Annotated in this window: 26 protein-coding genes and 1 pseudogene; 5 read left to right on the plus strand and 22 right to left on the minus strand. The window is 49.7% G+C overall.

The window, feature by feature from the left end; all coding sequences use genetic code 11:
* Positions 1-21 precede the first annotated feature (21 nt).
* The 4 genes and pseudogenes from H1R82_RS08610 to H1R82_RS08625 all read right to left on the minus strand — a co-directional run bounded on the left by H1R82_RS08610 (position 22) and on the right by H1R82_RS08625 (position 5,566).
* Positions 22-537 (minus strand): adenine phosphoribosyltransferase, encoded by a 516-nt coding sequence (locus tag H1R82_RS08610; protein WP_037993958.1) that lies wholly within the window; start codon positions 535-537, stop codon positions 22-24.
* Positions 476-2,896, minus strand: a complete 2,421-nt coding sequence (gene recJ, locus H1R82_RS08615; RefSeq protein WP_181731738.1) for a single-stranded-DNA-specific exonuclease RecJ — start codon at positions 2,894-2,896, stop codon at positions 476-478. Before recJ ends, H1R82_RS08610 begins: the two co-directional genes overlap by 62 nt.
* A gap of 117 nt (positions 2,897-3,013) precedes the next feature.
* Positions 3,014-5,144, minus strand: a pseudogene (gene secD / locus H1R82_RS08620) (protein translocase subunit SecD).
* Positions 5,145-5,251: 107 nt separating this feature from the next.
* The gene (locus H1R82_RS08625; protein ID WP_309544808.1) at positions 5,252-5,566 is read right to left on the minus strand and encodes a post-transcriptional regulator; all 315 of its coding nucleotides are present in this window, start codon (positions 5,564-5,566) and stop codon (positions 5,252-5,254) included.
* Between the two features lie 190 nt (positions 5,567-5,756).
* Here H1R82_RS08625 and spoVB point away from each other — a divergent pair, with 190 nt between their 5' ends.
* On the plus strand, positions 5,757-7,322 hold the full coding sequence (gene spoVB, locus H1R82_RS08630) for a stage V sporulation protein B (RefSeq protein WP_309544809.1): 1,566 nt from the start codon (positions 5,757-5,759) through the stop codon (positions 7,320-7,322).
* Between the two features lie 5 nt (positions 7,323-7,327).
* Here spoVB and H1R82_RS08635 read toward each other — a convergent pair whose 3' ends face one another.
* Entirely contained in the window at positions 7,328-7,939 is a 612-nt protein-coding gene (locus tag H1R82_RS08635; RefSeq protein WP_181731844.1) for a DUF421 domain-containing protein, read from the minus strand.
* A gap of 168 nt (positions 7,940-8,107) precedes the next feature.
* On the opposite strand from H1R82_RS08635, the gene H1R82_RS08640 reads away from it, so the two are divergent.
* Positions 8,108-8,503 (plus strand): TIGR04086 family membrane protein, encoded by a 396-nt coding sequence (locus tag H1R82_RS08640; RefSeq protein ID WP_181731740.1) that lies wholly within the window; start codon positions 8,108-8,110, stop codon positions 8,501-8,503.
* Positions 8,504-8,557: 54 nt separating this feature from the next.
* Here H1R82_RS08640 and yajC read toward each other — a convergent pair whose 3' ends face one another.
* The 13 genes from yajC to H1R82_RS08705 form a co-directional block, all read right to left on the minus strand.
* Entirely contained in the window at positions 8,558-8,890 is a 333-nt protein-coding gene (gene yajC, locus H1R82_RS08645) for a preprotein translocase subunit YajC (RefSeq protein ID WP_181731741.1), read from the minus strand.
* A 14-nt stretch (positions 8,891-8,904) separates the two neighbouring features.
* Positions 8,905-10,041 (minus strand): tRNA guanosine(34) transglycosylase Tgt, encoded by a 1,137-nt coding sequence (tgt, locus tag H1R82_RS08650; RefSeq protein WP_181731742.1) that lies wholly within the window; start codon positions 10,039-10,041, stop codon positions 8,905-8,907.
* A 107-nt stretch (positions 10,042-10,148) separates the two neighbouring features.
* Positions 10,149-11,183: a tRNA preQ1(34) S-adenosylmethionine ribosyltransferase-isomerase QueA gene (queA, locus tag H1R82_RS08655; protein WP_181731743.1), complete on the minus strand. Its 1,035-nt coding sequence runs from the start codon at positions 11,181-11,183 to the stop codon at positions 10,149-10,151.
* Positions 11,184-11,234: 51 nt separating this feature from the next.
* Complete coding sequence (locus H1R82_RS08660; protein ID WP_181731744.1) at positions 11,235-11,453, minus strand: DUF2905 domain-containing protein; 219 nt, start codon at positions 11,451-11,453, stop codon at positions 11,235-11,237.
* On the minus strand, positions 11,450-12,448 hold the full coding sequence (ruvB, locus tag H1R82_RS08665) for a Holliday junction branch migration DNA helicase RuvB (protein WP_181731745.1): 999 nt from the start codon (positions 12,446-12,448) through the stop codon (positions 11,450-11,452). Before ruvB ends, H1R82_RS08660 begins: the two co-directional genes overlap by 4 nt.
* Before the next feature lie 11 nt (positions 12,449-12,459).
* Positions 12,460-13,062 carry a Holliday junction branch migration protein RuvA gene (gene ruvA, locus H1R82_RS08670; RefSeq protein ID WP_181731746.1) on the minus strand — a complete coding sequence of 201 codons (603 nt, stop codon included), beginning with the start codon at positions 13,060-13,062 and terminating at the stop codon, positions 12,460-12,462.
* On the minus strand, positions 13,059-13,568 hold the full coding sequence (gene ruvC / locus H1R82_RS08675) for a crossover junction endodeoxyribonuclease RuvC (protein ID WP_181731747.1): 510 nt from the start codon (positions 13,566-13,568) through the stop codon (positions 13,059-13,061). The genes ruvA and ruvC overlap by 4 nt, the downstream gene beginning before the upstream one ends.
* A 146-nt stretch (positions 13,569-13,714) precedes the next feature.
* The gene (locus tag H1R82_RS08680; protein ID WP_181731748.1) at positions 13,715-13,888 is read right to left on the minus strand and encodes a hypothetical protein; all 174 of its coding nucleotides are present in this window, start codon (positions 13,886-13,888) and stop codon (positions 13,715-13,717) included.
* 221 nt (positions 13,889-14,109) lie between these two features.
* A complete protein-coding gene (locus H1R82_RS08685) occupies positions 14,110-14,868 on the minus strand; it encodes a YebC/PmpR family DNA-binding transcriptional regulator (RefSeq protein WP_181731749.1) in 759 nt (252 codons plus the stop codon).
* A 22-nt stretch (positions 14,869-14,890) separates the two neighbouring features.
* Entirely contained in the window at positions 14,891-15,742 is an 852-nt protein-coding gene (locus H1R82_RS08690) for an NAD+ synthase (RefSeq protein ID WP_232333874.1), read from the minus strand.
* 2 nt (positions 15,743-15,744) lie between these two features.
* A complete protein-coding gene (locus tag H1R82_RS08695; protein ID WP_181731750.1) occupies positions 15,745-16,596 on the minus strand; it encodes a nitrilase-related carbon-nitrogen hydrolase in 852 nt (283 codons plus the stop codon).
* 71 nt (positions 16,597-16,667) lie between these two features.
* Complete coding sequence (locus H1R82_RS08700) at positions 16,668-17,516, minus strand: phosphotransferase (protein ID WP_181731751.1); 849 nt, start codon at positions 17,514-17,516, stop codon at positions 16,668-16,670.
* Between the two features lie 116 nt (positions 17,517-17,632).
* Complete coding sequence (locus tag H1R82_RS08705) at positions 17,633-18,253, minus strand: LysM peptidoglycan-binding domain-containing protein (RefSeq protein ID WP_181731752.1); 621 nt, start codon at positions 18,251-18,253, stop codon at positions 17,633-17,635.
* 124 nt (positions 18,254-18,377) lie between these two features.
* Between H1R82_RS08705 and H1R82_RS08710 the strand changes: the two genes are divergently transcribed.
* From H1R82_RS08710 to H1R82_RS08720, 3 genes are read left to right on the plus strand one after another with little or no spacing between them, the layout of a single operon-like run.
* The gene (locus H1R82_RS08710) at positions 18,378-19,199 is read left to right on the plus strand and encodes a GDSL-type esterase/lipase family protein (RefSeq protein WP_181731753.1); all 822 of its coding nucleotides are present in this window, start codon (positions 18,378-18,380) and stop codon (positions 19,197-19,199) included.
* Positions 19,177-20,106 (plus strand): ABC transporter ATP-binding protein, encoded by a 930-nt coding sequence (locus H1R82_RS08715; protein ID WP_181731754.1) that lies wholly within the window; start codon positions 19,177-19,179, stop codon positions 20,104-20,106. Before H1R82_RS08710 ends, H1R82_RS08715 begins: the two co-directional genes overlap by 23 nt.
* Positions 20,103-21,086, plus strand: coding sequence for a DUF2705 family protein (locus tag H1R82_RS08720; protein WP_181731755.1), 984 nt, complete (start codon positions 20,103-20,105; stop codon positions 21,084-21,086). Before H1R82_RS08715 ends, H1R82_RS08720 begins: the two co-directional genes overlap by 4 nt.
* 42 nt (positions 21,087-21,128) lie before the next feature.
* Here H1R82_RS08720 and ilvE read toward each other — a convergent pair whose 3' ends face one another.
* The 4 genes from ilvE to thrC form a co-directional block, all read right to left on the minus strand.
* Positions 21,129-22,040: a branched-chain-amino-acid transaminase gene (gene ilvE / locus H1R82_RS08725; protein WP_255516959.1), complete on the minus strand. Its 912-nt coding sequence runs from the start codon at positions 22,038-22,040 to the stop codon at positions 21,129-21,131.
* Positions 22,041-22,294: 254 nt separating this feature from the next.
* Positions 22,295-23,188 carry a prephenate dehydratase gene (gene pheA / locus H1R82_RS08730; RefSeq protein WP_181731756.1) on the minus strand — a complete coding sequence of 298 codons (894 nt, stop codon included), beginning with the start codon at positions 23,186-23,188 and terminating at the stop codon, positions 22,295-22,297.
* A 20-nt stretch (positions 23,189-23,208) separates the two neighbouring features.
* Positions 23,209-24,138: a homoserine kinase gene (gene thrB / locus H1R82_RS08735; RefSeq protein WP_181731757.1), complete on the minus strand. Its 930-nt coding sequence runs from the start codon at positions 24,136-24,138 to the stop codon at positions 23,209-23,211.
* Positions 24,135-25,208, minus strand: coding sequence for a threonine synthase (gene thrC / locus H1R82_RS08740; protein ID WP_181731758.1), 1,074 nt, complete (start codon positions 25,206-25,208; stop codon positions 24,135-24,137). The genes thrB and thrC overlap by 4 nt, the downstream gene beginning before the upstream one ends.
* Between the last annotated feature and the right edge of the window lie 8 nt (positions 25,209-25,216).

Genomic DNA, 25,216 nt, shown 5'->3' on the forward strand with positions numbered 1-25,216 from the left:
CAAACCGGGGACCTGCCGGCTTCAATCATAGCGAACCAATGAAATGATATCCAATCCTTTCAATTTATCTCTTCCGCCGAGATATCCCAGTTCCACAAAAAAGGCCGCTCCCACCGGATCTCCGCCCAATTGCTGAATCAATTCCAACGTGGCGGAAATGGTTCCGCCCGTTGCCAGCAAATCATCGGCAACCAATACTTTTTGTCCTGGAACAATGGCATCTTTGTGCATTGCCAACGCATCTTTTCCGTATTCCAAGCTGTATGTGGTTTCCACCGTTTCATACGGCAACTTTCCAGACTTGCGCACCGGTACAAATCCCACTCCCAAGGCATACGCCAAAGGAGCGCCGATGACAAACCCCCTCGCCTCGGGCCCGACAATGAGATCAATCTCTTTTCCTTCCAGTTGGCGGGCAATTTGATCAATGGCTTCTTTGTAAGCTTTTCCATCTTTCAACAGCGTGGTGATATCTTTAAACCGCACCCCCGGTTGCGGAAAGTCTGGAATCACTCGAATCTTTTCTTTGAAATCCATCTGTATATCCTCCCATGTGTGTAAAAGAAATCGTTTCAAACAAATAACGGCACAAATCTTTATAGCTTGAATAAACCAGTGTCTCCAAAACCCGTTCCCGTTCTCTTTGGTGTTGATATGTTCTGGATTCCGTCAGCGGCCTTTTGGCCGGGTTTTCATGGACGATCAAATCTTCCTGATCCAAGCTGACAAACCCTAATTCTTCAAACACTTGAATCATAAAAGAAATGACACGTTTTTGCAATCCTGTCACCCGCATCAGCGAAGACAAATATTTGCGCAGGGAGATCTTCCCTTTCCCTGCAATCACCCGGTACAGCTTTGAAAAATCTTCACGGGACGGGGTTTTCGGCAACAAATGATCAAACTCTTTATCCCCGAACATGACATAAATCCGTTCCGCTTCCCGTCCGTCTTTCAAGCGGTTGCGAAACACCTCCAATGTCGGGGGCGATTCCGCCAAAACCAAATGTTTGGCTTGCTTCATGCTTTCCTGTTGCTTTTTATCCATCAGCTCTTCCCATGTCACCACGATTCGATTCGTCGATTGGGACAATTGTTTAAAAAGTGCGGAGCCGCTGGAACAGATAAAACATATTTCTTCCGGGTTCAATCCGGCCAGCTGCGACCATTCTTTCCGGTTGCTTCTTAAATCAAACACTTGCAGATGACGGACCTCCATATCCCGGATAATGATTTGGGGGGCTCTGTGGCCGTTCCATTCATTCATCTCCAGCTCGCCGAGCAAACGGATCCGTCCGTGGGGACTGAGCCCATCGGCCTGATTCCCCAGGCGAAAACCGACCGCGCTTAACATTCCGTTTTTCCGCTTCAAATACAATTTGACATGTTCTTGTTCCCTTCCCATGCGCTGAATCCGCGCGACAGGCATTTCTTTTACAATAAAGAGCGGCTGTGGGTTCCCGACCCCAAACGGAGCCAGAATCTCCAGCTGTTCAATCAGGTCCTCCTCAATTTGCTCGGCATCCAATTCGCCTTCCGCCCATTTGAGCGGCACGTAATCTTCCGGGCGGATCCGTTCTTTCGCCAACCTCGAAAGCCGCTCATGCAGTTTGGAAATGTTTCGGGCTTCCAGCGTCATTCCCGCAGCCATTTCGTGTCCGCCAAATTCGGGCAACCATTCTTTACACTCTGACAACGCTTGAAACAAATGAAATCCTTGAATGCTTCTCGCCGATCCCTTGGCCGTTTGTTTTTCTTCGTCGATCCCCAACACCACAACCGGCCGGTAATATTTTTCGACCAACCGGGAAGCGACAATGCCGACCACACCCACATTCCAGCCCGGGCGGGCAACGACAATCACATATTTGTGCTTGTCCGGATTCTTCTCAATCTCTTCCACTGCTTCCAGGGTCATCTCATCCACCAATTGTTGCCGCTTTCGGTTGAGCATATCCAATTCTCCCGCAAGGGCTTCCGCTTCTTCCGGGTCCTCCGTCATCAGCAAACGGACCGCCGTGTCCGCCGTGTCCAACCGTCCGCATGCATTGATCCGGGGACCGAGCAGGAATCCCACATGACTGGCCGACACGTCATGATCAATATCGCAAGCCTGAATCAACGCTTTCAATCCGACATGCACCGTCTGGCTCATCTTCTTCAATCCGTAGCAGGCCAAAATGCGATTTTCCTCCACCAGCGGAACCAGATCGGCAATGGTTCCCAACGCAGCGATGTCCATCCACGCTTCCGGCACCTCTTGCAATAAGGCCGTGGCCAGTTTGAAAGCAACACCGACCCCAGCAAGCATTTTAAAAGGGTACGGGCATCCCGGCTTCTTCGGATTGATCACCGCCAACGCATCCGGCAGCGTTTCCTGGGGTTCGTGGTGATCGGTAATAATGAGATCCAACCCCAACTCTTTGGCATAAGCCGCCTCCTTGACGGCGGCAATCCCCGTGTCCACCGAAAGAATCAGGCGGAACCCGCGCTCTTTGGCTAGTTTTAAGGCCTCTTGATTGATCCCGTATCCTTCCCGGAAACGATGGGGGATATAGTAATCCACAGTTGCCCCCAACCGCCGGAGCGTTTTCAGCATCAAACAGGTGCTGCTGACGCCGTCCACATCATAATCCCCGTAAACCAGAATCGGCTCTTTGTCCCTGATGGCCTGGCGGATCCTTTGCACGGCGGTTTCCATTCCATCCAACAGGAAAGGATCATTCAGGTCGGCAAGGGAAGGATTTAAAAAACGGCGGGCCTCCGGGATTTCTTTGACCCCCCGGCGAATCAGCATTTTTGAAATGATGGGATGAATGTCCAGCTCTTTGGACATCTCCTCGCTTAAATCCTCGTCCACCGGCTCCACATCCCACCTTGCTCTTGCATGCAACATGACCGAACACCTCACTCTTTGCGCTAACCATTATAGCACAAAGAAAAACAGGCAGAAGACAGAAAAAACGCCCAAAAAAAGAAGCCATGTCCTTTCCATGGCTTCTCCGGTGTATTTTTATTCCGTCACGGCTTTTTTGGAAGGATGCTTTTTTTGCATCGATTTCCATTTCCAAGTGACCCAGAGCGGGCTGGCCACAAAGATGGAAGAATAAGCGCCCGAAATCAATCCCAAGAGCAGGGCCAGCGAGAAATTCCGGATGCTTTCCCCGCCCAACAACCACAACAGAAGGGCGGCAAACGCCACTGTTAACACGGTGTTGATCGAACGGACCAGCGTTTGCATGATGCTGTTATTCACAACCGCCGCCAAGTCATCCCATTTGGCAGGATTCTCCTGTTTCATGTTTTCACGGATCCGGTCAAATATCACAATCGTATCATTGATCGAATATCCCACAATGGTCAGCACCGCGGCGATGAAAACCAAATCCACTTCGATCTGAAAGAGGGAAAAGGCTCCGACCACAAACAGGACATCATACAGCAAAGCCAATACGGCCGAAACAGCAAACCGGTATTCAAAACGGATCGCCACATAAATCATGATGAAAACGGAGGCGATGAGAACCGCTTTGATGGCATTCATGGCCGTTTCCCGACCGACCACCGGGCTCACGGTCTGGGCCTGGATATTCACGTCGGTTTGAAAAGCTTTTTCAAAAGCCGCCTCAATCTGATTGATCTGGTTCCGTTCCATGCTATGGCTGACCCGAAAAAAGACAAACTCATTTTCCGATCCGCCCGTGCGGACATCCGGATCGTGATACCCGAGTCCGGTCAAAACGGTCCGTGCTTTTTCCAGATCCACATTCGGCTTCACATGAATGTCCAGCCGGGTTCCGCTCACAAAATCGACTCCCAGGTTGAGTCCCTGAACGGACAGCGAGATGATGGAAACCGCCACAATCAACAGCGTCAGGATAAAAATCTTTTTTCGATGCTTCACAATATCAAACTTATAGATCACTGATCTCATCCTCTCTCACCCTGAACCAAACCGGGCTTTTCAGCAAGTTGGACCGGACCAGCAAATTCATCATGATCCGGGATAGTGCCACCGCTGTCACAAAGCTGACGAGAATCCCGGCAATCAGCGTCACCGAGAATCCTTTGACACCGGCACTTCCGAAGATAAACAACACCGCTCCGGCGATGATGGTGGTAATGTTCGCATCGAAAATGGTCAGGAAAGAACGTTTGGAACCGGCACGGACGGCTGCTTTCATGCTTTTGCCAACCCGCATCTCCTCACGAATCCGTTCATTCATAATGATATTGGCATCCACCGCCATTCCGATCCCCAGAATAAACGCGGCAATTCCCGGCAGGGTTAAGGTCACGTCCATCACCATGAAAGTCAACAGCAACAAATACGAATAAGCCACCAAGGTCGTGACCGCCACAAATCCCGGCAACCGGTAAAAGCCGATCATGAAAATAAAGATCGCGATCACGGCATAAGCCCCTGCGATGAGACTGTCCCTCAAGGAGTCTTCCCCGAGGCTGGCATCCACGGAATGGCTTTGAATTTCCTTCATTTTCAACGGAATGGCGCCGGCATTCAACAAATCGGCCAGCTGTTGTGCTTCCTCCGTATCCTTTTGGCCGGTGATTTGTGCCGTTCCCCCGGTGATCACTTGTTGGACCACAGGGGCGCTTAGCTGTTGCTCGTCCAAATAAATGGCAATCGGTTGTCCCAGATGCTCACGGGTGATCTTGGCAAATTTATCCGCATTTTTCAGTTGCAACGTGACAACCGGCTGTCCCATCTGGTCATAATCGACTTTTGCCCCTTTTTCCTTCAAGTCGCTTCCCTCCAGCAACACTTTCCCCGAAGCATCGCGGAAGGTGAGCTTGGCCTGTTTTCCAAGCAATTCCCGTGCTTTGTTTTGGTCTTTGACTCCTGCCAGTTGCACCCGGATGCGATTGGGCGGTTCAATGGTGATATCCGGTTCCGACACCCCCAGGACATTGATCCGGCTGTTTAAGGCCGCGGCAGTGTCTTTCAAAATCCCCGTATTCACTTTTTGTCCGGGCTCCGCCTCATATAACACTTCAAATCCGCCTTGCAAATCCAGGCCCAACGTGACATGTTTCCATATATAACCGGTAGTTGTGGCCGCCAAGCCGAAAATTGCAACCACCAGGAGGATAAATACGACGATATTGACTTTTCGCACCCTCATTCCTTGTCCTCCTTTTATGTATAAAACACCGTAATTTTAATTATCCCTGCATCCGAAAGTCATGTCAATTTTGCAAAAAAAGACGACAGCGGGATTGTGGCTGTCGTTTATTTCTTTTCATTCTTGTCATCATCATCCTTGTATACCGATAACATCAACCAATTCATAAAGCGGTTTGCTTTCAATGAAATGATGTCATTCACCAGCCGGTTCAGCCGGGGCCATCCCCTCCGGTAATTTTCCGAGACACAGGCCCAAACCTGCTCTCCTGTCACATTTTCATAACCATACATCCGAAATTCCCTGGCTTTGCTGTTACACAACTCTTCAATGCATTGCATCAGCTCATGCTCAGGCATCAGTTCGACCGAATCCTTCTGATGGCTTCCCACCGGTTTCAAAGAACCATGTTTCTTTCTCACTTCTCATTCACTTCCCGTTTTAAAGGTATTATTCTGAAAGGTTTCCCAAAAATCCTACTTATTTTAGTTAACAACTCTGCGGGCATTCATGCAAGCCCTGTTGAAAAATTTTGCTGTTAAACATTTTTGTCATGAGTTGTCCCAGCAACTCATACGTTTAAATAGGAATCAGCGAAGGAGGGGCGTGGTAGTGCGCAAAGGATTTTTATACGGCACTTTTGTTTTGGTCAGCGCCGGGTTTATCACCAAAATTCTCGGATTTATCTATCGGATTGCCCTGTCCAGAATCATCGGCGATGAGGGAATGGGACTGTTTCAAATGGCGTTTCCGATCTTGTCCTTCACCATCGTGATCACCACCGCCGGACTGCCGGTGGCCATCTCCAAACTCGTCTCCGAAGCGGAAGCAAAACAGCAAGAAGGAAGAATTCGTTCCATTCTCATGATTTCGATATTGATCGTCATCATAACGAGCACCATCGTCACCGGCGGCGTTCTCATCAGTGCCCCGTGGATTGCACAAATGCTCCTCACGGATGAACGGGCCATTTACACTTTGCTCGGAATCGCCCCGATCATTCCGATCATTGCCGTATCATCCATATTTCGCGGTTATTTTCAGGGGCGGCAGAATATGAGCCCTTATGCCATTTCAACCATTGTCGAACAATTTGTCCGCATCTTCACCGTCCTTCTCATCGCCGGTTATTTATTGAAATTCGGCGTGGAATATGCCGCGGCCGGAGCCATGCTCGGAATGGTGGTCGGAGAATTCGCCGGCATGATGTTTTTGATCCGTTCCTTCAAAAAAGATCCGACCCGCCCGAAACTGGACAAATCCTTGTTCAAACCGGGTTGGAAACCTTTCCGGCAAACTTTCCGCGACCTTTTGCGTTTGGCCGCTCCGGTGACAGCCAGCCGCATGGTCGGTTCTTTTTCTTACGCCATCGAACCGATTGTCGTGGCGCAAAGTTTGGCCATGGCCGGATTTGCCACGACAACAGCGACCGCTTTATACGGGCAATTGGAAGGGATGGCGGTCCCGTTAACCTTTTTTCCCGCTTTCATCACTTATGCCTTGTCCGTGTCATTGGTCCCGGCGGTCAGTGAAGCGGCCGCAAAAAAAAATGCCCGGCTGATCGAGCACCGGTTGCAACAAGCGATCCGGTTATCTTTTATTGTCACCGCGCCTTGTGCCCTGATTTTGTATCTGTTGGCCGAACCGCTTTCCATTCTGTTGTATCGCGAGCCGGATGTCGCCCGGCTGATCCGGATCATGGCCCCTTTTACCATGATTCACGCTTTGCAAGGCCCGTTCGCATCAGTCTTGCAAGGATTGGACAAAGCACAAGCACCCATGCGCAACTCCATCATCGGGGCCATTTTCAAAACCATTCTCATTCTTTTGCTCGCATCCCGGCCGGAAATTGGCATCGACGGAGTGGCGCTTGCCATCAACTGCGGCATTTTGATCGTCACGACGTTGCATTTCATCGACATCGTCAAGCTGGTTCCGTTTCACCTGAAAGTAAAAGAATGGGCAAAACTGGCTCTAACCATTTTCATTGCCGCGGTGGTTTTCCGCTTCAGCAATTTCAGCGGTTCGGATTCGATGCTGATCCAAACCGTCACCCAAGCCGGCATCACCCTGTTGGCTTATGGGATCTGCTTGATTCTTTTTTCACTCATCCAAAAAAACGATGTCTTGCGCATTCCTTTGATCGGAAAGTGGGTTGCCCGGATCCTTTCCAAGTGAGGATTTTATGAATCTTTCCGGTCGATGAACAATTTTCCGTTGCTGTTCACGGAAGCATAAAAAATTTCCTTGAAATCCCGGTACCCTTGTTTTTGAATCTCGTTTTTCAGCCAGAAACGGGTTTTCCCGATTTGTCTCAATCCTTCATCCTGGACCTTTCCGTCAATGATGAGCGGAACGGGCATTTGAAACGGTCGCAGGGAGTTATGTACACCTTCTTCGCAGGTCTTTTTTTCTTTTGGAAACACACTCAACTTCCCGGTGGTTTCCAAAATCGCAAATTCCACATCGGACACATCGGCAATGTTTTTCTCCCGCAGTTGAACCATCAGATCATCCATGTTATAGCGGGCTTTGGCCATCTGATCATCCAGGATTTTTCCCTTTTCGACAATGACCACCGGCTTCCCGTCCGCCCATTCTCTGATTTTTTTGCTTTTTAAAGAAAGATATGAAATAAACACTTGAAAGATCGCCAAGGTCAATATGGAGATAATGCCGATAAACATGGGCTTTTCCGAATCGATCGCCATCGCGGAAAGGTCGGCAATCATGAACGAAACAATCAGATCAAACACCGACAATTTGCCGATCTCCCTTTTTCCCATCATTCTCATGATCACAAGCAAGAAAAAATAGATAAATACCGTGCGTAAAATGATGGTCCATATCAACCCGGGTCACCTCCTTTTCAAAACATAGTTTGACCAAATGCCGCCTCTTTATGAATGCTCAAAAAATACCAGGCATAAGGATGTATTAATCAAGAAAGGAGAGGAAAAGCAATGAAAGAAGCTTTTTTCGACTCCGCCAAAAAAGGCGTCCGGTCTCCTTGGCTCATCGGGCAATGCGTCATCTGGGGAATTGTCCTTTTGGGCTCGTTGATCGTCACTTTGTTTCTGCAATACTCCACCTTGTCCTCCCACCGCCTCCCGATGATTGCCTATGCGTTGAATTTCGCCGCCTTGTTAAGCGGGGGATTTGTCACCGCGCGCAAATCGGAGTACCGCGGATGGATGGCTGGCGGGATTCAAGGAATCATCTATGCCCTGATCATCTTGCTCATTGCCTTTCTGGCTTTTGACAGCCTGACGTCCATTCATCCGCTTTGGCTTTCCTTGTTTTCCTTCGGCGGTGGCGCACTGGGCGGAATCATGGGGGTGCAAACCAAACAGGATTAAATCCCCGGAAAAACCAAAAAAGCTTCTGATCCTGTGATCAGAAGCTTTTTGGCCTTATTTGGATTCCTCTTTGGCTTGTTCTTTTTTCTCTTCTTTTTTCTTCTCTTCTTTCTCTGCGGATGCATCCTCATCGGTTACCACCGAATTCACCGAAGAGCGCTCAAAAACCAAACGGGTATTGTCACTGACTTTTAACGTCACCCGGTCTTCCGTCAAATCCACAATCGTTCCGTGAATCCCGCCGATGGTGATCACTTTGTCCCCTTTTTTCAAAGCATTCAACATGGCCATCCGTTCTTTTTGCCGTTTTTGCTGAGGGCGGATCAGCAGGAAATAAAACACGACAAACATCAGAATAAGCGGTATCAACGTACCCCATTGTCCCATAAATTGGTCCTCCTTCAAAAAGGTTTTTCCGGATGCAAACTTCCGTAATACTTCATCATAAATGCATCACGGAAATCAAGCAGCCGGTCTTCCAGGATCGCCAGGCGAACCTGTTTCATCAATTCAAGCAGAAAATAAAGATTGTGGTATGTGATCAGACGCAAGCCGAAGGTTTCATCCGCTTTGATCAAATGCCGCAGATATGCTTTGGTATAGTTTCGGCAAGTATAGCAATCACATTCCGGATCCAGTGCGGTGAAGTCACGAGCATATTTGGCATTGCGCACCACAACACGCCCTTGGCTGGTCATTGCCGTCCCGTTGCGGGCAATTCTTGTCGGCAATACACAGTCAAACATGTCGATCCCCCGGATGGATCCTTCAATGAGCGCATCGGGTGATCCGACCCCCATCAGATAGCGCGGTTTGTGCTCGGGCAACAAAGGAGTGGTATAGTCAAGCACTTCATACATCAGCTCCTTGGATTCACCCACACTGAGCCCGCCCACTGCATAACCGGGCAAGTCCAAATCCACGAGCTGACGGGCGCTTTCCTCCCGCAAATCCTGATACATCCCGCCTTGGACGATGCCAAACAAGGCTTGCTCTGCCGGACGCTGATGCGCTTTCATGCATCGTTTCAACCACCGGTATGTACGTTCGGTTGAAGCTTTGACATACTCACGGTCAGCGGGGTATGGCGGACATTCGTCAAACGCCATGATAATGTCTGCTCCCAATGCGTTTTGGATCTCCATGGCCTTCTCCGGCCCGATAAACAGCTTTTCCCCGCTGATATGGGAACGGAACGTCACTCCTTCTTCTGTGATGTCGCGCAGCTTGCTCAGACTGAACACCTGAAACCCGCCGCTGTCCGTCAAGATCGGACGATCCCAGTTCATGAATGCGTGCAATCCCCCTGCTTCCCGGACAATATCATGCCCCGGACGCAAAAACAGATGGTAGGTATTGCTCAAAATAATTTGCGCATTCATTTCTTTGAGTTCTTCCGGGCTCATCGTCTTTACGGTTGCCTGTGTTCCCACCGGCATAAAAATAGGAGTATCGATGGTTCCGTGTGGTGTATGTAAGCGACCCAACCGGGCGCCGGACTGTTTGCACGTTTTAATGAGTTCATATTTTACAGCCAAGGTGTTTCCTCCTACTTAAATTAACCATTCTGACAAAAATGTCATACTCCTTCTAAACATTATAGAGAACACCACGAACGAGAACAACCTTTTTCCGGCAAACTCTTTTAAAGGATCAGCATGGCGTCCCCGAAACTGAAGAAACGATATTGCTTGCGGACCGCTTCCTCGTAAGCCGACAAAATCAGTTCGCGCGAAGCAAAAGCGCTCACCAGCATCAGCAAAGTGGACTGGGGAAGATGGAAATTCGTCAAGAGACCGTCGACCACACCGAACTGAAACCCGGGATAAATGAAAATATCCGTCCAACCCTGATCTTTTTTGATTTCCCCGTTTAATTTCCGGTACACGGTCTCCAAAGTGCGCACACAGGTGGTCCCCACGGCAAACACTTTGTTCCCCCGTTTTTTGGCTGCATTGATTTCTTGAGCCGTTTCTTCGCTTAACTCATAGTATTCCGCATGCATCCGGTGATCCTCAATCCGCTTGACCGTCACGGGACGAAAGGTTCCCAGCCCCACATGCAACGTGATGAAAACCACTTTGACTCCTTTTTCACGAATGGCGGCCAATAACTCTTCCGTGAAATGAAGTCCTGCCGTCGGGGCCGCAGCCGATCCGACCACTCTGGAAAAAACGGTCTGGTACCGTTCCGGGTCGTCCAGCTGTTCATGGATATACGGGGGAAGAGGCATTTGCCCCAGTTGTTCAAACAACTTTTCAAGATCTCCCCCTTCATACTGCAACTGAAACACCCTTCCTCCCGCCACTTCCGTCTGTTCTTGGGCGACGGCTTTCAACCGGCCTTCCCCGAATTGGATCACGGTCCCTTGTTTGACCCTTTTTGCCGGACGGACCAGCGCTTCCCACCGGTCATTTCCGAGCGGATTTAACAAGAGCAGCTCAATCTTTGCACCGGTTTCTTCTTTCACACCGATCAACCGGGCCGGGCGGACACGGCTGTCATTTAAGACAAGCACATCCCCGGGATTCAGATAGTCGAGGATATTGGTAAACTTGGCGTGGCGGATTTGTGATGTCTTCCGGTCCACCACCATCAGCCGGGAGGCATCCCTCTTTTCGGCCGGAGTTTGTGCAATCAATTCTTTCGGCAAATGATAATCGTACAAGGATACATCCATTTCGTCGTTCCCTTCCTTCTTCCATCCAAGCTCAAAGAAAAAAGCCCGTTCCTATCGAAACAGGCGAAACAAATAGCTTAATAACGATAAGACAATGCTGATCACAATGCAAGTGACAATCGGGAAATAAAACCGCGTGTTTCCTTTTTCGATCACAATGTCCCCGGGAAGTTTGCCCAACTGCAAATACTTCCCGCCCACCTGCCAAAAAAGCCCGATCACCACGAGAACCAATCCCATGACAATCAACGTTTTTGCAAAAGGATTCATTTCGGCCACTCCATGTTAAAATGCTCGTAACATCGTTTGGTCACCATCCGGCCCCTCGGGGTGCGCTCCAAATAACCGATTTGCATCAAATACGGTTCATATACGTCTTCAATCGTGTGCGCTTCTTCCCCGATCGTGGCCGCCAGCGTATCCAAGCCGACGGGGCCGCCCCGGAACTTTTCGATGATGGTCAGCAAGAGCCGGTGATCCACATGGTCTAACCCCATTTTATCCACTTGAATGCGATCCAATGCATCCCGGGCGGCTTCTTCCGTTATCAAACCGTCTCCTTCAACCTGGACAAAATCCCGGACCCTTTTTAACAGCCGGTTGGCTATCCGCGGCGTTCCCCGTGCCCGGGAAGCAATCTCTCTCGCTCCGTTTCCAACCACCCGGACATTTAACAGATCGGCCGCCCGCTCCACAATCAAAGCCAACTCATCCACCGAATAAAATTCCAAACGGCTCATCACCCCAAACCGGTCCCGCAACGGCGAAGACAGGGAGCCGGCCCGGGTGGTGGCCCCAACCAGGGTGAACGGGGGAAGATCCAGCCTGACCGAACGGGCACTGGGTCCTTTCCCGATCATAATGTCCAAAGCAAAATCCTCCATCGCCGGATACAACACTTCTTCCACCGAGCGATTCAGACGATGAATCTCATCGATAAACAACAAGTCATTGGGTTCCAGATTGGTTAAAATCGCCGCCAGGTCCCCCGGACGTTCAATTGCCGGGCCGGAAGTGACCCGGATGTTTACGCCCATTTCATTGGCAATGATTTGGGAAAGCGTGGTTTTCCCGAGCCCCGGCGGACCGTACAGCAGCACGTGATCCAATGACTCGCCGCGCATCTTGGCCGCTTCTATGTATACTTTCAGATTCTCTTTTACCTGCTTTTGCCCTATATATTCGTGAAAATACCGAGGGCGCAGACTGTATTCGACCATCTCATCGTCATGGTTCGCCTTGGCAGAGATGATCCTCTCTTCCATGTCCGACCCTCCTACCTGTTCATCATGATCTTCAATGCCTGTTTAATCCATGTTTCGGTGTCCAACTCTTCTTCCGATCCTTTCAACGCTTCCTGTACAGCCCATTTTGCTTCTTCTTCATTATAGCCAAGGACCTTCAATGCTTCAATCACATCCCTTTCTCCCGCATCCGGCGCGGACAGGGGCACCGGGGATACAGCCACAAGATCCGGAAAATGCATTTTTTTCAACTTGTCTTTTAAATCCAACACCAGGCGTTGGGCCGTTTTTTTCCCCACTCCCGGCAAACGGGTCAATTGTTTGACATCCTCCGTTTGGATCGCCTGCACCAACTGATCCGGTTTCATTCCGGAAAGCATACCCATTGCCGCTTTCGGTCCGACGCCGGAGACTTCCAACAGCAGGCGGAACAAATCCCGCTCTTGTTTGGTGTCAAATCCGTATAACAATTGGGCATCTTCCCGCACCACAAAATGGGTGTACAAAAATACTTCCGCCTCCGGATCATAGGCATACGGGTTCGTCACATAAACCTGGTAACCGATCCCGCCCGTTTCCACCGCCACATAATCCTCTTCCAGATAATGAACTTTCCCTTTCACAAAGTCGATCATCGCTTCAATCCCCACTTTTTGTATTTTTGCACCGTTCCGGAAGAATGTGCTTCACAGATGGCAATCGCCAGCGCATCCGCTACATCGTCCGGTTTTGGCACGGACGGCAAATGAAGCAGCAATTTCACCATTTCCTGCACTTGCTTCTTGTCTGCTTTCCCGTAACCCACCACAGCCATTTTCACTTGCAAAGGGGTGTATTCCGTGATCGGGATCCCGGCTTCTTCCGCAGCCAGCATCATCACGCCCCTTGCTTGTCCGACGGTAAATGCCGTGGTCACATTCCGGTTGAAATACAATTTTTCAATGGCCACGACGTCCGGCCGGTATTTGGAAAAAAGCAATGTACAAGCATCATAAATTTCCTTTAACCGCGCGGGGACCGGCATCCCGGCCGGCGTTTGGATACTGCCGTAATCGACATCCACCAGCCGGGTACCCCCCTGCTTGTCAAGGATGCCGTATCCCACGATGGCGATCCCCGGATCTATGCCCATAATACGCATCTCAGTGGTTCCTCCCCAGAACAAAGCGAACGTTTATTCTTAAACCACGACTAATTATATCACAAGTCTCCATCCAAATTGGCCAAAGATTTCCACCACGGATTCCTCCGGCAAAAAGCCCGATAAAAAAACGCTTCCCGAAAAGGTCAGCGTTTCTTCCATCCCAACATGTCAAAAATTTTTAATTCCCTTTTGGCTTGTTCCCTCACGTCTTTCGGCCATCTGCTTTCCCATTCTTCCCAGGTCCCTTGACCGCTTTGTATCTTCAAAGCTTCTTGAATCGCCTTTTCAAGCACAAAGTTCCAATAAATCCTTCCCATCCTGAAAACCCCTGTTCCAAATATGGCTTACAGTATATTCTATGGAAGAGAAGCACACGACATGAACTTTGTTTCTTTTTATTTTTCTCCAACAGCCCATGTATTAGTCCGTACTTCCCTGCGCCCCGGCAAAAACATTTGCGCCCGTCCCCCGGCACAAAAAAGAGACCATCAATGGCAGATGGTCTTCTCAAAAGGCGACCGTGTGCATATACACGGCTTCAATCCTGGATGTATTCGGCCAATTCCTCATCGTCCACTTCAAAATTGGCATAAACATTTTGCACATCATCATGATCTTCCAACGCGTCAATGAGCGAAATCACGTTTTTGATGATGTCTCCGTGAATTTCTGTTTTGTTGGACGGAACAAAGGTGACTTCCGCCGTGGAAAAAGAGAACCCTTCTTTCTCCAACGCTTCTTTGACCGTTTCAAACTCTTCCGGTGTTGTGGTCACCTCATAGCTTTTCCCGGTGGATTCTATATCCTCGGCACCGCATTCCAAAACGGTCAGCATCAGTTCCTCTTCATCCAGATCGGTATGATCCCGGTCAATCACCAGCAATCCTTTCCGTTCAAACATCCACGAAACACAACCGGACTCCCCCAAGTTTCCGCCGTTTTTGGAAAAGATATGGCGTAAATCGGCCGCAGTCCGGTTCCGGTTGTCCGTCAAAGCTTCCACCATGATGGCCGTTCCGCCCGGACCGTAACCTTCATAAGTAATCGCTTCATAATTTTCGCCCGTTCCGCCGCCTGCGGCTTTTTTAATCGCACGTTCGATGTTTTCATTGGGCATGTTTTTGGCTTTGGCTTTGGCGATTGCAATCCGCAACTGGTGGTTGTTTTCGGGATCTTTATCCCCGTTTCGGGCGGCCACATAGATCTCACGTGCCAGTTTGGCAAAAATTTTCCCTTTCAGTGCATCCTGACGCCCTTTGCGATGTTGAATGTTTTTCCATTTGGAATGCCCTGCCATCGTCCATCACTCCCCTTGCAAATTACGATCCCCAATCCCGTAAATAACGGAAATCGATGCCGACCGTCCGTTCGCTCAATTTGATAATCACCGGCATCGTCCGTTTATACTGATTGCGGATGATCCGTTGACTCACCTGACGAATAAATGCATCATCAAACTGGAGGGCAAGCAACTGTTCCAGGGTATATTGCCGGTCAATCATGTAATACAAGAGCCGGTCAACATCCAAATAGTTAAACCCGAGTTCGTCTTCATCGGTTTGATCTTCCCATAAATCGGCACTCGGCGGCTTGGTGATGATCGGCTCCGGCACGCCCAAATAAGCCGCCAGCTGACGGACTTGGGTTTTGTACAAATCCCCGAGCGGGTTGACGGCCGAGGCCGAATCCCCGTATTGGGTGCCGTAACCCAGCAACAACTCCGTCCGGTTGCTTGTGCCGATCACCAGAGCTTCGTATTGAGCGGACAAGTCATATAAAATGGACATGCGCTCCCGGGCCATCTTGTTGCCGCGCCTTAAAGGCGTCGCATCCGGAATGCGTTCAAAATACGCATCAATCTGCGGGGTGATATCAATGGTCAAGCTTTCCACACCGGTATCGTCAATGGCCAGTTGCGCATCTTCCAAACTCGCCGGACTGCTTGTCTTATACGGCATCCGCACGGCGATCACGTTTTCCGCGCCGAAAGCTTTGACACACAAATACAAGGACAAAGCAGAGTCGATTCCCCCCGACAAGCCGACAATGACTTTATCGAATCCAGCCTTGTTCACTTCTTCACGCAAAGCGGTTGTCAAGAGACGGGTCGCCACTTCTTCATCCAAACGCAAAAAAGGCGCTTTTTCCAACATCTCATCAATCATCTGCATGATCAGCTTCCCCCTCCAGTCCGCTTCTGCCTGATGCGATTTAATTCACGAATGGTCAAATCCAAATTTTCATCCCGCAACACAGGAAGTTGGAACCGGGCTTTCCGGATCTTGTCCAGATCCAAATCAACAATGATGAGATCCTCTGTAAACAGTTCCGCTTGCGCTTCCACTTCCCCGAACGGATCCACCACTTGAGAACCGCCGAAGAAAGTGACTCCGTCCTCGGTTCCCACGCGATTGCAATAAATCATGTAACTTCCGTGGCAAACAGCGTTGTTTCTCAGCATCAAGTCCCATGATTTTTTGGAACCCGGCACCGGGCTTGTGACATCCCGCACCGGCGCATTGGACAACACAATCATCACCTGCGCCCCATCCTGAGTCAACAGATAAGGGGCCGAGCTGTGCCAAACGTCTTCACAAATCAACAGGCCGAATTGTCCAAACCGGGTCGGGAAGCTGCGAATCCATTCGCCTTTCCCAAAATAACGCGCTTCATCAAACATTCCGTATGTAGGCAAATACACTTTTCGATGCAAATAATGCAAATTTCCGGCCGTCGCGTAAATTGCAGAGTTATACAAGATATGTTCAGGGCTGTGCTCCACGAATCCAAACACCAGATCCATATCGCCTGCGGATCGGATCAGCCCTTGTATTTCAGGACTAAAAGGATCTCTGGCCATTTCGTATGTCAGATCCAACAACTGGTATCCTGTCAGACTGAGTTCCGGAAAAACAAGAAGATCCACCTGTTCCTCCCGGGCCCGATGGATCATTTCCTCGTGCAATTCCAGATTTAAATCCACTCGCCCCAAGCGTGGTCTGATTTGTGCAAGTCCTACTCTCATTCTTTTGCCTCCTCAAGCAAGAACAAGGCTTCGATAAAATCACTCTACATCATAACATAAGCGCGATCAGACTACCAATACAAGAATTGGGCAATTTGTTTTTTCCATTTCTTTCTATTGGCCGCGATTTGTTTGAGGTATGGATAAGAAGCCTTGATTTCATATCCTCTTTTTCTTTCCACCAACCCGATCATTTCCCGAAAAAATTCATTTGGAAACAAGAATAAGCAAGCCAAAATCTCTTTTTCCACCGGCTTTAAAGGGCGAACGGACTGGTATGCCTGAAGGACCGTCTCCAATCCTTGATCCGGAAATTGGTTTGCAGCCAAGATTCGCATCGTCATTTGCCAAAGATCCCCCACTTGCGCATCATAATCCGCCGTTTCAAAGTCGATCAACCACAGTCTTCCCGCTTGATCCATCATCCAATTATGGCTGGCCAGATCGCGATGGGCCAGCATGTGTTGCATTCGCTCATGTTCCACCCATTCCCGAAAGGGGATTTGCTCCAGCCGCTCCCAGGCTTTGATGCCGTCCAAATAAAAATTCGTTCCGGCTTCGGTTAAAAGATCCCGTAACCGTTGGTCTTCGATTTGATCCGCTCGTGTGAGGATTTGATAAAATTTTTGCAACCTCCTTTGCAACCGGTGAATCAAAAGAAACGCCGCCCCTGATTGCGGCGGCGTTTTCAGATATCGGCCCGCCTGATGAAAAAACGCCAAAGTATGAATCATCCGGATCACTTCACTGACATTGTTATAATTGCAAGTTTTCCCCTGAATAAACGGAGTAAGAATCCAACTTTCACCATCGGTAATCATCGGGAGCATCGACTGAAAGCCGCGCTCTCTCAGTTCGCGATCCACTTGTATCAGCCAACTGGCTTTCAGGCCGTCAAAAGGCTTTGCGATCCACCACATAAAATCGGTCTCAATACACCAATTGTTTCGATATGGACTGATACGCCGGACTGGTGTATGTAATAACTTTTGGATATGAAGTGGATGGGGTTGAATCATCGGCTCTCCCTCATTCTTTATCCTACACTTGAAGAACTTTCTTTCCATTCCCTGTATTCCATGGCAATGCGGTTGCCAAAGGCATCGGGATGATTCATCGGAACGGGCGGCGGGTAACAAGGTTGCAAAGGCCATCCGCTGCTTATCATAAAGGGATCTTGAAACACCGGAACCGGGAACATCGGGGCAAAACCATGCCAATAAGAAGGATAAGGGACCGGCGAATCCAAATGGGAAAGATTCGGTTCATCATCATAATACGACGAATCCGCCATAAACGAGGAAGAATCGTCCAACACCTCCGGTGACCACTCCGAAAATTCACCAACGGACGGCGGCTTGGGCAATTCTTCTGTCACAAACCCGCTGCTTTCGGAGGACTCCTTTCGGGAAAGCAGTTCTTCCTCCTCTCCCTTGGGTGATTCCTTCACTTCCGACGGTCCGGTGGTTCCCCGGGTGTCCTGTCTGGAAACGGCCAGGGGAATCTTGCCGGTGGGAATCCGGATTTTCTCCCCTTTTTTCAATTTCTCTGTATCCGCCAAATCCGCATTCCATTCTTGTAACCGTTCCAGCGGTATATTATACTTTTGAGCAATATCCCACAATGTCTCCCCCTCACGGGCAATATGGATTTTCATTGGACAACCCCCTTCATAAAGGCTGAATCAATATCATCCTATGCATAAACAAACACTTTCTTGCTTAAAGAAATAAGGCGTTTCATAAAAATCTTTTGCAAGAACCAATAAGGAGGAGCCCGGGATGAATTCCAAAACCATCTGGTTGAAGTCCGTCTATTTCCTCACCTGGGGATCCCTGTGTCTCATGCTGGCCGGTTTCGGATGGGCCATCCGTGAGATGGTGAAACCGCCTGAAAACAGCCATTCCCCTTCCGAAACGGCCTCCCTTTCTTCGGAACCAGGCAAAAAACTGCTGCTCGGCCTCGGCGACTCCTTGACCCGCGGAGTCGGTGACCACAGCGGACAAGGTTACTTCGGAATCATCCAAAAAAATTGGCGACACCATTATCCCGGTTCCCAATCCATCAATTTGAGCATCCGGGGACAAACTTCCCAACATTTGCGGGATCAATTAAAAAAAGCACACATCCGGGAATTTGTCAAAGAAGCGGATGCGCTGGTGATCACCATCGGCGGCAATGATTTGTTCCACGGAAGCGAAGACTTGGCAAAAACCGATCCCCAAGCCATTTTGGAAAGGAAAAACCATTTCCGGAACAATCTCGTGTCCATCTTGTCAGACATTCAGCGGTTGAATCCGGACGGTTCCGTTTATCTTCTCAGCCTCTACAATCCGTTTGCCGATTTAAAAGGGAATGAACTGACATTCAAAATCGTGGCGGACTGGAATGATACCCTGACGGCCACCGCCCGATCTTTTCCGCAAGTCACCGTCATTCCGGTGTATGATTTGTTTTGGAAACATCCAAAATCGTTTCTTTACAGTGATCATTTTCATCCAAACCAACAGGGATACAGACACATTGCCGACCGGTTGTGGCAAGTGATGACCCTTGAATCCCCGGAGGTGGGAAAATCCCATGCAGAACAAGCCGACTCATGAAACGGTGCTGTCGGTTCAAGGATTGGGCAAAGTTATCCGCGGCCGGCCCATTGTCCAAAATCTTTCCTTTGAAGTCCGTGCGGGAGAAATCTTCGGTTTTTTAGGCCCGAACGGCGCCGGAAAAACCACCACCATCCGCATGCTGGTCGGACTCGTCCGCCCGGGTGAAGGAAGCATCCATATTGCCGGCCATGACCTGAAAAAATCGTTTACCAAAGCCATTTCCCATGTCGGGTGTATCGTTGAAAATCCCGAATTATACCCATCTTTAACCGGGTATGAAAATCTGGAATTCTTCGCGCGCATGGCCGGTCTTCCAAAAAAACGGATTGATGAAGTAATCGAACAAGTGCGTTTGTCCGGACGGATTCACGATCCGGTCAAAACCTATTCGCTGGGCATGAAACAACGTCTGGGGATTGCCCAGGCGTTGTTAAACCGGCCAAAGTTGCTAATTCTGGACGAGCCGACCAACGGGCTCGACCCTGCCGGTATTCACGACTTGCGGTCTTTCATCCGGCGGCTTGCCCGTGAAGAAGGGATCGGCGTGTTTCTATCCAGCCACATTTTGCATGAAATCCAAGCCCTCTGTGACCGGGTGGCCATTATCCAAAACGGCCAATTCATCTATACCGGTCCGGTCCATCCCCCCGCCGGCGACCTTGAACGGGTGGAATGGAAAGTGACTCCTTGTAACCAAGGGATGCATTGTTTGCAACAACTCCCCTATGTTACAAACATCAGGAAAAAACCCGGCTCCCGTTTGTCGGTGGAGATGCCTGCCGGGAAAATCAGCGAAACCAACCAATATTTATTAAATCACCAGATTCAGGTGTGGGAAATCACGCCCCGAAAACAAACCTTGGAGGATCTTTACATGAACCTGACAAAGGGGGATGCTCCTTGAACCGTTTGATTTACAATGAAGTCCTGAAAATGATAAAAAACAAACGGATTTTGGTGATATTGCTGATTTTGTTTATTTTAATCCCTCTTTTCACTTACGCGCAATACCGAAATACAGCGGAACAAATCAAACAATCGGGAACTGACGACTGGCGCTTGTTATTGCAGCAACAAATCGTGGATCAGCAAAACCGCCTGGCATCCAGCAGAATTCCGGAAGAGTGGAAAACATGGGCCAAAATCAATATTGAACAGCAACAATATTACTTGGAACACAACATCAATCCGGCAGCACCGGGCGCTCCCACATTCCTCAGAAAATTCATCGAACAGTCATCTTCCCTGTTCCTGCCGTTATTGGTGGTCGTATTGGCTTCCGACATCGTTTCCGGGGAATATACGCGGGGAACCATCAAGCTGCTTTTAACCCGGCCGGTGCCGCGGTGGAAAATTTTACTCAGCAAATATATTGCGCTGTTGCTGGGCATTTCGCTTTTGCTGCTTTTGACGGCGGTCACCGGATACGCCATCTCCGGCATCGCCTTTGGTTACCGGGGATGGTCCCTGCCGGTTTTAACCGGTTTTCAAATCCAGGGGGATCAGCTGTTGACCGGACATGTCCGTCTCATCCCGCAATGGAAATACATTTTTATGGCTTTCGGGCTCGTTTGGTTTTCAAGCATCGTGGTTGGTACCCTTTCGTTTATGGTTTCCGTTTTGGTAAGAAGCACGGCGGCCGGCATCGGCATTTTGTTGGCCGCCATCATCTCCGGCAACCTGCTGATGCAAATGGCTCCGTCGTGGAAGATCCTCAAATACTTTGCATTCACGCATTTAAGCCTGACGGATTATTTGGCCGGAAAACCGATAATGATGGAAGACATGAGTTTCCCTTTTTCCCTGTTCATTTTAAGCATCTGGGCTTTGGCCGCTTTGTGCATTTCATGGATCACCTTTGTACGGAAAGACATTTTATCTTGAAAAAGCAAAGCCATGCTCTTTTGAGCATGGCCAAAGGGAAGATTAACCCACGACTCCGAATTTTTTGTTTTCGTAGACAGGAACCCCTTCCTGGCGGGCATATTGCGCAAACTCTTCTTTTAATTCTTTCGTCACCTTTCCGGGAACCCCATCCCCGATGGTTCGTCCGTCCACTTTCACAACCCCGATGACTTCGGCGGCCGTTCCGGTCAGGAACACTTCATCCGCCACATACACATCATGTCTGGTAAACGGCTGTTCTTTGACCTCATACCCTTTTTGCCGGGCCAAATCCATTATGGTGGCGCGGGTGATCCCTTCAAGCGCCCCGATATAACTGGGCGGTGTATATAAGACGTTGTTTTTGACGATGAAAATGTTGTCACCGGACCCTTCCGCGACATATCCTTCGGAATTCAGCATCAAAGCTTCGGAAACCCCGGCCAAATTCGCCTCGATTTTCACCAGGATGTTATTGAGGTAATTGAGCGATTTGATCTTGGGATCCAGGGCATCGGGAATGTTTCGCCTTGTGGGAACAGTGATGATGGAAATTCCCTTTTCATAAAATTCATTGGGAAATAACCGGACTTGGTCCGCGATAATGATGACGCTTGATTGGGAGCATTTTTTCGGGTCGAGTCCCAAATCCCCCACTCCCCGTGACACCACCAAACGGATATAAGCATCTTGAAGCCGGTTCCGGCGCACGGTGTCACAAACCAAGCGGCTCATTTCTTCCTTCGAATATGGAATCGTCAACAAAATGGATTTGGCTGAATCATATAAACGGTCAATATGTTCTTTCAACTTGAAAACTTTTCCGTCATAAGCGCGAATTCCCTCAAAAACACCGTCACCATACAAAAAACCGTGATCAAAAACGGAAATGAATGCTTCTTCTTTTCGCTTGTATTCCCCATTCATGAAAATCCATCGTTCAGTCCCCGTCAAAATAAACACTCCTTATGGAATGGATGTTATGATAAAAAGCCCCTCAGAGGCAAATTCCAATCCTTGCGAATCAGAACCTGCCGCTGGAGGCTTTTATCCCCACGGTGTACACCGGTTGGTGTTGGTGCCGCTCGGTCCAGACTTCTTCAACCGAAGAACGGAACCCTAGGCACCCTTCTGATTAAACTGAAAATTCATTATCGATAAATTTTCAATCATTATACCCCGCCGGTTTGCAGATGTCAAACAATTTCTCAGCTTCTCTGCTGGATCGCTAATGTTTTTCCGACTTCTTTGAAAAAACAAGGGAACGAACCCAGAACACGAACCTGGCATCCCAACGCTTCAATCTCTTTGATGGCACCCTGCATCAAGACATGTTCAACCGGCAACTCGGCATCGATCCAAAAGAAGTAATTACCCAGCCCCGTTTTAGTCGGCCTGGACTCAATATGCGTCAAATTCACCTTGCGCCAGGAAAAAGCCGCCAACACCTGATACAGCGCCCCCGGATAGTCGGAAGGCAAAATGACCTGCAAGCTGGTTTTGCGGGTGTCGGAGTCCGGGAACGAAGAGGAATCTTCGCGGCTGACGACAAAAAAACGGGTGAAATTGTTCGGATGATCTTCCGCATGTTCCTGGATGATTTGCAGTCCGTACTCTTTGGCGGCAGCTTCCGGACCGACGGCAAGCCACGGTTCCCCGGGATGCCCCGCAACCATTTCCGCCGCTTGCGCCGTGCTTTCCATCATCTTGTACTCGGCACAAGGATACCGTTTTCTGAGGTTTAACTCGCATTGGGCTATTCCCTGCGGATGGGAATAAATGCGCTGGATCTGATGCGGATCCCGGTGGATGACAGACGGATGCCCCATGATGCATTGGGCAATCGGATAAACCAATTCGGCGCAAACCGGCAGATCCACATGGTGAATCAACCAATCCAGTGTGGAATTCACCGATCCTTCAATGGTATTCTCAATCGGAACGACAGCACACCGGGTTTCTTTTTCCTGAGTGGCATTCAAGCAATCGGGAATCGAAGCATAAGGAATAAATTGAACGTCTTCTTCATGCGCGAACAAAGCTTTTGCAGCCATATAACTAAACGTTCCGACAGGTCCAAGATAGGCAACACGTTTATCCATGCACAAACTCCTTATATTTTTCAAATGAATTTACTATGTTTTTCTGTGGCTGTCAACTCCACTGCCGCCCCTTTCTCAGCCGGAAACATCTTTTCCATCCGGACCGGCACGTTTAGCTCATAAAACAACCGGCGGAAAAACCGTTCCAGCTCCATCCAGTCATTCACAAAAGCCACCATGGTCGGCCCCGCCCCGCTCAAAGCAATCCCGTAAGCACCATGGGCAGTCGCTTCGTTTAAACTTTCTTTCAAACCGGGAATCAACGTTTCACGGTAGGGCTGATGAAAAGCATCCTGCATGGCCGTTTTCAGCAAGTCCCATTGTTTCAAAAACAAAGCCGCCACCAGCAAATTGGCCCGGCTGCTTGCCAACACCGCATCATCCCGCGGATACTGATCCGGCAGCGCCCGGCGGGCCGTTTGGGTCAACAGGGATTGTTCCGGAATGACCGTCATCACCGGCATATCTGGCGGTTCGCACGCCACCGCTTCCACCTGCCGGCCATCCCAGGAGGCAATCACCACCCCTCCGAAAAGGGAAGCCCCGACATTATCCGGATGCCCTTCCAACAGCGTGGCTCTTCTCAACAACTCTTTGCGGCTCCAGTTCATGCCAAGCAGGTGATCGGCCGCCATGAGGCCGGCCACAATCGCCGCCGCACTGCTTCCCAACCCTCTGGCCACCGGTATGTCATTTTCAATATGCAACTTAAAAGGCGGGAGAAAGACACCCTGTTCCCGGGAGACATCCCGGATGACACGGACAATCAGGTTATCCTCATCCCGGGAAACTTGACCGGCATGCTTTCCCCCGACCGTGATCTCCCAACAGGAGGACGGTTCAAAATAAAGCGTCAGATAACAATTCAGAGCCATCCCGATCGAATCAAAGCCCGGACCCAGATTGGCCGAGCTGCCCGGAACTTTCACCCGAAACGGCGAGAAGCTCATAACGGAAAACTCCCTGATTTTTGTTTTTCAAACAGACAATCCAAAATCGCTTCCTTTTCACAGGCGATGACTCGCGGCTTTACTTGAACCGTGTCCAAGGCGATGTGCGGATCCTTGAGGCCGTTACCCGTCAACACGCACACGACTGTTTTTGGTTTCCCTTTTCCAGAACGAAGCATTTTCATCACGCCGGCCACGGAAGCGGCAGATGCCGGCTCGCAAAACACACCTTCCTTTTTGGCGATCTCTTGATAGGCAAACAACATTTCACGGTCTGTGACAGACGAAATCAACCCTTTGGATTCATCTGCTGCCTGAACCGCCTGTTTCCAACTGGCCGGGTTTCCGATCCGGATTGCGGTCGCCACCGTTTCCGGCTCGGCAACCGGCTCCCCGCGGACAATGGCGGCTGCCCCCTCCGCTTCAAACCCCCACATTTTCGGGAGGGTTTGGATGATTCCTTTTTGGTGATACTCTTTGAAACCTTTCCAATACGCCGTGATATTGCCGGCATTTCCGACTGGAATCGCCAACACATCCGGGGCTTCCCCCAACTGTTCGGCAATTTCAAACGCCGCGGTTTTTTGCCCTTCGATCCGGTACGGATTGACGGAATTGACCAAGGTGACAGGATGAGTTTCCGTGATGTCACGCACCACCTTCAGCGCTTGGTCAAAATTTCCCTTTACGGACAAAACCGTGGCCCCATACATGACTGCCTGCGAAAGTTTGCCCATAGCCACATACCCGTCCGGCACCACCACAAAGCATTGAATTCCCATTTTGGCGGCATAGGCTGCGGCCGATGCGGCCGTGTTTCCCGTCGATGCACAAATCACAGCCCGGCTTCCCTCTTCTTTTGCTTTGGCAATGGCCAAAACCATACCGCGGTCTTTGAAGGAACCGGTCGGATTTGCACCTTCAAATTTCAAATACAACCGGACGCCCCATTCCCTGGATAAGGTTTCTGCATAATAAAGCGGGGTCTCTCCTTCGTACAAGGTCAACTTTGGCGTCTCCGGGGTGATCGGCAGATCCTCTCTGTACTTTTCCAAAATTCCTGTTCTCATCTTTCTTC

Origin of the sequence: Thermoactinomyces intermedius, from assembly GCF_013912365.1 — a bacterium.
GTDB lineage: Bacteria > Bacillota > Bacilli > Thermoactinomycetales > Thermoactinomycetaceae > Thermoactinomyces > Thermoactinomyces intermedius.